Consider the following 7,270-nt stretch of genomic DNA (forward strand, 5'->3'; position numbering starts at 1 on the left):
CAGATGACAACGGTGAACAACGAGGCGGCGGTTCATCCCGATCCGCTCATGATTGCAGGCACAAGGCTGACATCGAGGCTGCTGTTCGGCACAGGAAGGTTTCCGAGCCCGCTGGTGCTTAAGCATGCGCTGGAAGCATCGGGCACGGAGGTCGTGACGTTCGCGGTAAGGCGAATTAATCTGGAGGAAGTGGAGGACGATTCGGTGCTTCAGCATTTGCATGACCGCAGATTGCAGTACTTGCCGAATACGTCTGGCGCGAACAATGCGGATGAGGCAGTACGCATCGCGAAGCTTGCGCGCGCGGCAGGTCTTGGCAGTTGGATTAAGGTGGAGATCAGCGCCAATCCGCGCTCGCTGCTGCCGGATCCGATCGAGACGCTGCGCGCGACGGAGCGTCTTGTGAAGGAAGGGTTCGATGTGCTGCCCTATACGACGGATGATCCGATTCTGTGCAAAAGGCTAGAGGAAGCAGGCGCGGCTGCTGTCATGCCGGGCGGCGCACCGATCGGCACCGGGCTTGGCATTTTGAATCCGTACCATCTTGGTCTGATCGTTGAAGAAGCGAAAGTGCCCATTATCGTTGATGCAGGACTCGGTGCTGCAGCTGATGCAGCGCAAGCGATGGAACTGGGCGCTTCCGCCGTGCTGATGAATACGCCGATTGCGAAAGCGAAAGATCCTGTCGCGATGGCGCGCGCGGTGCGACTGGCGATCGAAGCCGGGCGTCTGTCTTATCTGGCGGGCCGGATTCCGAAGAAGCGGTATGCCTCAGCCAGCAGTATGCCGGAAGGCTCGCTTCATGCGCCGTTTGATCCGGAAGGTGCGCTGTAATGAGCGGGCATGTGCTAATTGCGGGAGGCGGCATTATTGGTCTGTCTTGCGCATTCGAGGCTGCTCGGCGCGGCAGCCGGGTCACGGTCGTCGAGCCGAACCGGTTCGGCGGGCAGGCGTCCGGCGCCGCTGCCGGCATGCTTGCTCCATATTCCGAGAATACGGAACAGCCGGATGTATTCTTCGATCTGTGCCGTTACAGCCTCGACAGATACGAGCAGTGGGTCGCGGACGTCGAGTACGCTTCAGGCGATCAGGTGGAATGGATGCGAACGGGCAGCTTGAACATCGCGTTCCATGAGGCGGATGTGCTGCCGATGCAGACGAGGCTGATCTGGCAAAATGCGCGGGGAGCCCGCGCGGAACTCGTCGAAGGCGCCGCGCTGCGCAGCTTGGAGCCCCGCCTGACGGAGCGGGCTGCAGCCGGGCTGTACTGCCCGGCAGAAAGCCATGTGTTCGCGCCTAAGCTGGTCGCTGCGCTATACGAGGCGTGCCTCCGGCTCGGCGTGCAGCTGATCGAGCATGCGGGAGCGATCGTTGCAGCCGACAGCGGCACGTCGTCCTCTTTGTCTGGTTCGGGCGGAGTGTCCATTACTACTGCATCGGGTGCACGGTATGAGGCGGACCGCCTTGTTCTATGTGCTGGCGCGTGGAGCGGGGCTTACGAGCAGATGCTCGGATTCGCACCGGAGGTGCACCCGATTCGCGGACAAATCTGCTCGTTCGAAGCGCCGGTCACAGACGTGCGGCATATGGTGTTCACGAGCCAAGCCTATTGGGTCGGCAAGCAGAACGGAGCAATCGTCTGCGGCGCTTCCGAGGATGTATCCGGCTTCGACACGACCGTTACGGAACGCGGCATCGACCGCCTGATTCGGGCAACGGACAGGACGTTCCCGTTCCTTGCCGGCAAACCGACCATTAAGCGTTGGGCCGGCTTGCGCCCGGCTACGCGCGACGGCAGGCCGCTCATCGGCGTACCGGACGGCGCGCCGAATGTCATTGTCGCGGCGGGACATTACCGCAACGGCATATTGCTCAGCCCAGGCACCGCGCACATTGTCGGCGATCTACTGGACAGGAAAGCGCCGGCTGTACCGCTTGGCGAGTTCCGTCCGGACCGGTTCTCGCGGGTAGCGGCGGGGGGATTTTAGTCGGGCATATCTGGCATGCTGCTTAAAGTCGGTGATTGGAAAGCAATTATTTTACTTACTGCTAGGTTGCGAGTATGAGAGAGCCCACTGATTGTGATGATGATTCCAAACAATAGAGCAGAGCAAACTGCTCTATTGCCTTGAGGGGACCCGCGAGAGAGCCGGTCTCGACCGGGCTTGCACGAGGTAGAGTTCTAGACGACATATTGTTGTGAGCATCGGTACAGAAGAAGGCCAACCAGTCCTCCGCGCTGGTTGGCCTTCTTTTGTTTGTTCCGAATCGGCGATCCGGTTCATCCGAACATTCGCCCGCAATAGAGTGACGCGCCTATAGGTGAATGCATATATTGCCAATGACATCTTAGGTGGAAGAAGGAGAGGGCTATGCCGAAAAGCAATAAGGGGAAATCACCCAGGGGACGGAAGCCGCTTTTTTTTGTAGACAATCCCAATACTTCCGAGCTACGTTGGCTGGACGAGGCGAAAAATAAACAAGGCCAGGCGAGGACGAATGCCGTTGATGCAGTTGAAGCCGTTGAGACGGCCAAGCAAGAGACCGACCGGCTCGAACCGCCGCAAGTCAACATCCATTCGGTAGCGGCGCCCGTCCTGCAGCCGCCTTCCGCAGCGGAGCAGACGGCGGATCTGACTTTTAGCACAGAGGCGCCGTTGCAAAGCGGAACAGCGATTGTGCCGCATATGCCGGGAATGGCTTTTCGCGCTGTACGTCCCGTTAAGCCAGCGGATCATGCTGTCGAAGAAGCAACTAACAGCTCGCAGGCGGCACCTTCGCAGGCGCCGGTTTCCGAAGCGACAGCCGTTTCATCTGAATCGAAGGCAGCAGGTCCTTCAACATTTACGGCTTCATCTTCATCGGTCGTGAAGCCTTCTATGGCGAAAAGCTCTGTACCTGAGGCGCAGCCGATTCCAACGGTATCAGCGGCTCAAGTGACTCAAGCGGCCCCAGCGGCCCCAGCGGCCCCAGTGGCCCCAGCGCAGCCGGAGTCCTCTGGCTTGCAGCTGATCGATGAGCAGACGAAGCGTGAGAAGGTAGAGGAGCGCAAGCAGCCGAATAAGCCGCAGCCGATTATTTATTCAGATGATTTAGCCGACGAATCCATTGTCAGCGATAAAATCGCGCCTGGCGCCATCAAGACGGAGAAAATCCATTCCGGCGCAGTCGTGACAGCTTCAATTGCAGATTATGCCGTCGAATCGATCAAAATTGCGGACGGCGCCATTACATCGTCGAAGCTTGCTTCGGAAGTGATAACGGGCGAGCATCTGGCGAAGAACGCCATTTCCGGCCAAAAAATTCGCGACCGCTCGATTACCGGCGACAAGATGCGGGACAACAGCGTAACGAGCGAGAAGCTGGCCGACCGTACGATCAGCTCGGACAAAATCGCCGAAGGCTCGATCGACTCCATCCATCTGAAGCCGCTGCTGATTACATCGGAACTGCTTGGCGAACAGTCGGTTACTACATCGAAGCTGCGCAGCGGTTCGGTCGTATCGGAAAGCTTGGCGAACGAATCGGTTAACGTCGCCAAATTGGCGGACGGCGCCGTCACGAAGGAGAAGCTGCGCAGCGGCGCGGTAACAAGCGACAAAATCGCGGCAGAAGCCATTGACTCCGTTCATTTGAAGCCGGGACTGCTGCTCGCTGAACACGTATCGCTCGGTATTGTGCAGGGAAAGCATTTGGCTCCGGGCGAAATCGCCGCCGAGCATCTAAGCGAAGGGGCCGTCGGTTCTAGGGAGCTGGCATCTGCATCGGTTACTTCTTCGGCTATCGCTGAAGATGCCGTATCCTCGGAGCACCTTCAAGACCATGCCGTGCTTGGAAAACATATTGCAACGGGACAGATTGAGGCCGCACATATTCTAGACGAATCCTTAACTTCCTCAAAGCTGTCGGAGCAGGCCGTGACGACGATTAAGCTGGCTGATCATGCGGTTACGTCATCGAAGCTAGCTGACTTCAGCATAACAACTACGAAGCTGTCGGATGAGATTATACAGAGCAAACATCTGACTAGAGCGTCGGTCACATCCGATAAGCTTGCAGACGGCATCGTGGAGCAGAAGCATATCGTGAAAGGCGCGGTTTCTTCGAATGAGCTGCAGCCGGAGGCAGTTCACACGGTTCATCTGCTGAACGGCTCCGTTACGGCTGAGAAGCTGGCGCCTAGCTCTGTGCTGGAGGAGCATCTTGGCTTCGCATCGGTCGGCATGGCACAAATTGCGGACGGCGCTATTTCGGACAGCAAGCTGACTGACGGCGCCGTAACAAGCTCGAAGCTTGCTCCGCAAGCGGTGACGCGCGATCATCTGAAGGACGAAAGCATTACGTTCGACAAAATTGCTTCTTCCGAAATTCGGGCTCATCACCTGGCGGCAGGCGCGGTGAAGAGCGAGGCGATTGCAGACGAAGCGGTAACGAACGCTCACATCCGGCCGGGCTCGATTGGCGCCAAGCACATTGGGCCGAGTGCAGTCGATACGAGTGCTGTTGTGGACAGTTCCATCACGTCAGCGAAAATTGCCCCGCATTCGATTACGGAAAGGCATCTTGGCTTCGGTACCGTGTTCGCGCACCATTTGGCCGATTACGCGGTAAACTCGCTTAAGTTGTCACCTGAATCGGTTACGACCGATAAGATGACGGATTACGCGATTACGACATCGAAGCTGGCTAATTCGAGCGTAACGAGTGAAAAGCTGGATGCCAACAGCGTCGGATCTGTGCAGTTGGCTGAAGGCTCGGTGCTGAGCAAACATATTGGCAACAGTGCGGTCGGTTCCGCTCAGTTGGCAGCCGATTCGGTAAAGTCGATTCATCTTGCAGCAGGCTCCGTAACATCAGGAGAACTTGCAGACGGAGCTGTTACCGGCGAGAAATTGGCTGAAGGCGAAGTGGGCGAACGTCACCTGGCACAAAATTCAGTCGGCAGCATGCAATTAATGGAGCAATCGGTTTTCGGCATTCATTTAACGTCAAAGAGTGTAGGTGCCAGTCATCTGCTTCAGGGGGCGGTTGAAACGGTCCATCTGGCTGCTGACATTGTCGGCAGCGATCACCTGCAGATGGACGCCGTCGGTTCGCAGCATTTGCAGAATGGATCGGTCGAAGCCATTCATCTGAAAGAAAACGCCGTGAAGTCCGTACACTTGTCAGAGAATGCCGTGCGAAGCAACCATTTAGCTGCGGATTCGGTCAATGCGGAACATTTGGCCCCGCAATCGGTAAGCACGCAGTCCTTGCAGAGGGATGCGGTAACGGGCGAGAAAATTGCGTCCGGCACAATCGGCGGCGAGCATCTGATTCTGGAGTCTATAACGGGCAAACATTTGAAGGCGGAATCGATTCAAGGCTATCATCTGCGTAAAGGCTCGATAACGCTCGCGCATATGGCTGGTGAGACGTTAGCGTTCGATAAGGCGCCAGAGGGAAGCGTTCACGGCAGCAAGGTAAAACTCGGAACGATTACAGGCGACCATCTCGAGAGAGGCGCTATTCGCAGTGAGCAGTTGAAGGACGGCGCAATTGGAACAGAGCAATTGGCGGACCGTTCCGTTACAGCCGAGAAGCTGGATGATCACGCGATTACGGCCCGCCATTTGGAGCCTAGCTCGATCGATGCTTCACGGATTGCGGCAGGGGCAGTTGGGACGGATCAACTGGCGGAAGAAGCGGTGTGCGAACGCCAATTGGCTCCGGATGCGGTTAGCGAAAGCAAGCTGCAGGATGGCGCTGTCAGCGTACGGAAGCTGGCCGACGGAGCCGTGACGGAGGAGAAGCTGGCGGACGGCTCGGTCACGGGCGACAAGCTTGCATCGGGTGCCGTAGACGACACGAAGCTGGCTGATGGCTCTGTCGGCGTGCTGCAGCTTATGGAGAGCAGCGTCACAAGCGCGAAGATCGCGCCAGGCGCCGTATTGGGCGTTCACATTGCGGCGGGCTCTATCGGTACCGGCGAACTGTCGAAGGAAGCCGTAACCGAAGGCAAGCTGGCGGATGGCTCGGTATCGCAAGCGAAACTAGCAGACGGGGCTGTATCGTCCGACAAGTTGGCATACGGAGCAGTGACGGCGGGTAAATTGGCGGATGCGACGGTCGGCGAGAAGCAGTTGCTCGAAGGCGCTGTTACGGAAGCGAAGCTTGGCGAAGGTGTCGTCGTAACGAGCAAGCTGGCTAACGGTTCCGTTACAGCCAGTAAGCTGTCGACGTCAGCGGTAGGCAGCGAAGTGCTCATTAACCACGCGGTGACGGAGGCGAAGCTGGCCGCTGGCGCCGTTACTTCGAGCAAGCTGGCAGACGGCGCGGTGACGGCGAGTAAATTGGCGGAAGAGGCAATAGGCAGCGAGCATCTTGTCGACGGCTCCGTGACCGAAGCGAAGTTGGCTGCAGGCGCGGTGACGGCAGGCAAATTGGCCGCAGGCTCCGTAACGGCGGGCAAACTTGCAGTGGAAGCCGTCGGCAGCGAGCAATTGATGAATGGCTCGGTAACGGAAGAGAAGCTTGCTGAAAGCTCGGTAACATCTGACAAATTGGCCGAGGGATCCGTCATCGCAGGCAAATTGGCGGAGGAATCGGTCGGCAACGATCAGCTTATTGACGGCTCGGTATCGGAAACGAAGCTGGCCAAAGCTTCTGTGACGGCGAGCAAGCTGGCTAATGGCTCAGTTACGGCAGACAAATTGGCGGAGGAATCGGTCGGCAGCTTGCAACTGATCGATGGAGCGGTAACAGAATCGAAGCTGGCTGAAGGCGCGGTGACGTCTGAGAAACTGGCCGAAGGGTCGGTAACGGCAGGAAAGCTCGATTTCTATACGGTCGGAACGGAGCAGTTGATCGAAGGAGCGGTAACGGAATCGAAGCTTGCGGATGGCAGCGTGACGTCTGAGAAATTGGCGGAAGGCTCCGTCACGGCAGGAAAGCTGGCGATAGAGACGGTCGGCAGCGAGCAGTTGATCGACGGTTCGGTAACGGAATCGAAGCTTGCGGACGGCAGCGTGACGTCTGAGAAATTGGCGGAAGGCTCTGTCACGGCAGGAAAGCTGGCGGTTGAGACGGTCGGAAGCGAGCAGTTGATCGAAGGCTCGGTAACGGAATCGAAGCTTGCGGATAGCAGCGTGACGTCTGAGAAACTGGCGGAAGGCTCTGTCACAGCAGGAAAGCTGGCGGTTGGGACGGTCAGCAGCGAGCAGTTGGTCGAAGGTTCGGTAACGGAGTCGAAGCTTGCGGATGGCAGCGTGACGTCTGAAAAATTGGCGGC

Annotated in this window: 3 protein-coding genes; all 3 read left to right on the plus strand. The window is 57.8% G+C overall.

Going from position 1 to position 7,270, the window contains the following annotated elements; translation table 11 throughout:
* Positions 1-3 precede the first annotated feature (3 nt).
* Positions 4-834, plus strand: a complete 831-nt coding sequence (locus tag PKO01S_RS17120) for a thiazole synthase (protein WP_127532651.1) — start codon at positions 4-6, stop codon at positions 832-834.
* Complete coding sequence (gene thiO, locus PKO01S_RS17125; RefSeq protein ID WP_127532652.1) at positions 834-1,988, plus strand: glycine oxidase ThiO; 1,155 nt, start codon at positions 834-836, stop codon at positions 1,986-1,988. The genes PKO01S_RS17120 and thiO overlap by 1 nt, the downstream gene beginning before the upstream one ends.
* A 384-nt stretch (positions 1,989-2,372) precedes the next feature.
* Positions 2,373-7,270 (plus strand): hypothetical protein (locus PKO01S_RS17130; protein WP_127532653.1); only part of this gene is annotated, 4,898 nt, incomplete at its 3' end.

The organism is Paenibacillus kobensis NBRC 15729 (genome assembly GCF_004000825.1).
Classification (GTDB): Bacteria; Bacillota; Bacilli; order Paenibacillales; family Paenibacillaceae; genus Paenibacillus_T; species Paenibacillus_T kobensis.

Excerpts from the sequence above, each read along its gene's own strand:
- thiO (WP_127532652.1), top strand. The coding sequence starts at position 834 with ATGAGCGGGCATGTGCTAATTGCGGGAGGCGGCATTATTGGTCTGTCT.
- PKO01S_RS17120 (WP_127532651.1), top strand. The coding sequence starts at position 4 with ATGACAACGGTGAACAACGAGGCGGCGGTTCATCCCGATCCGCTCATG.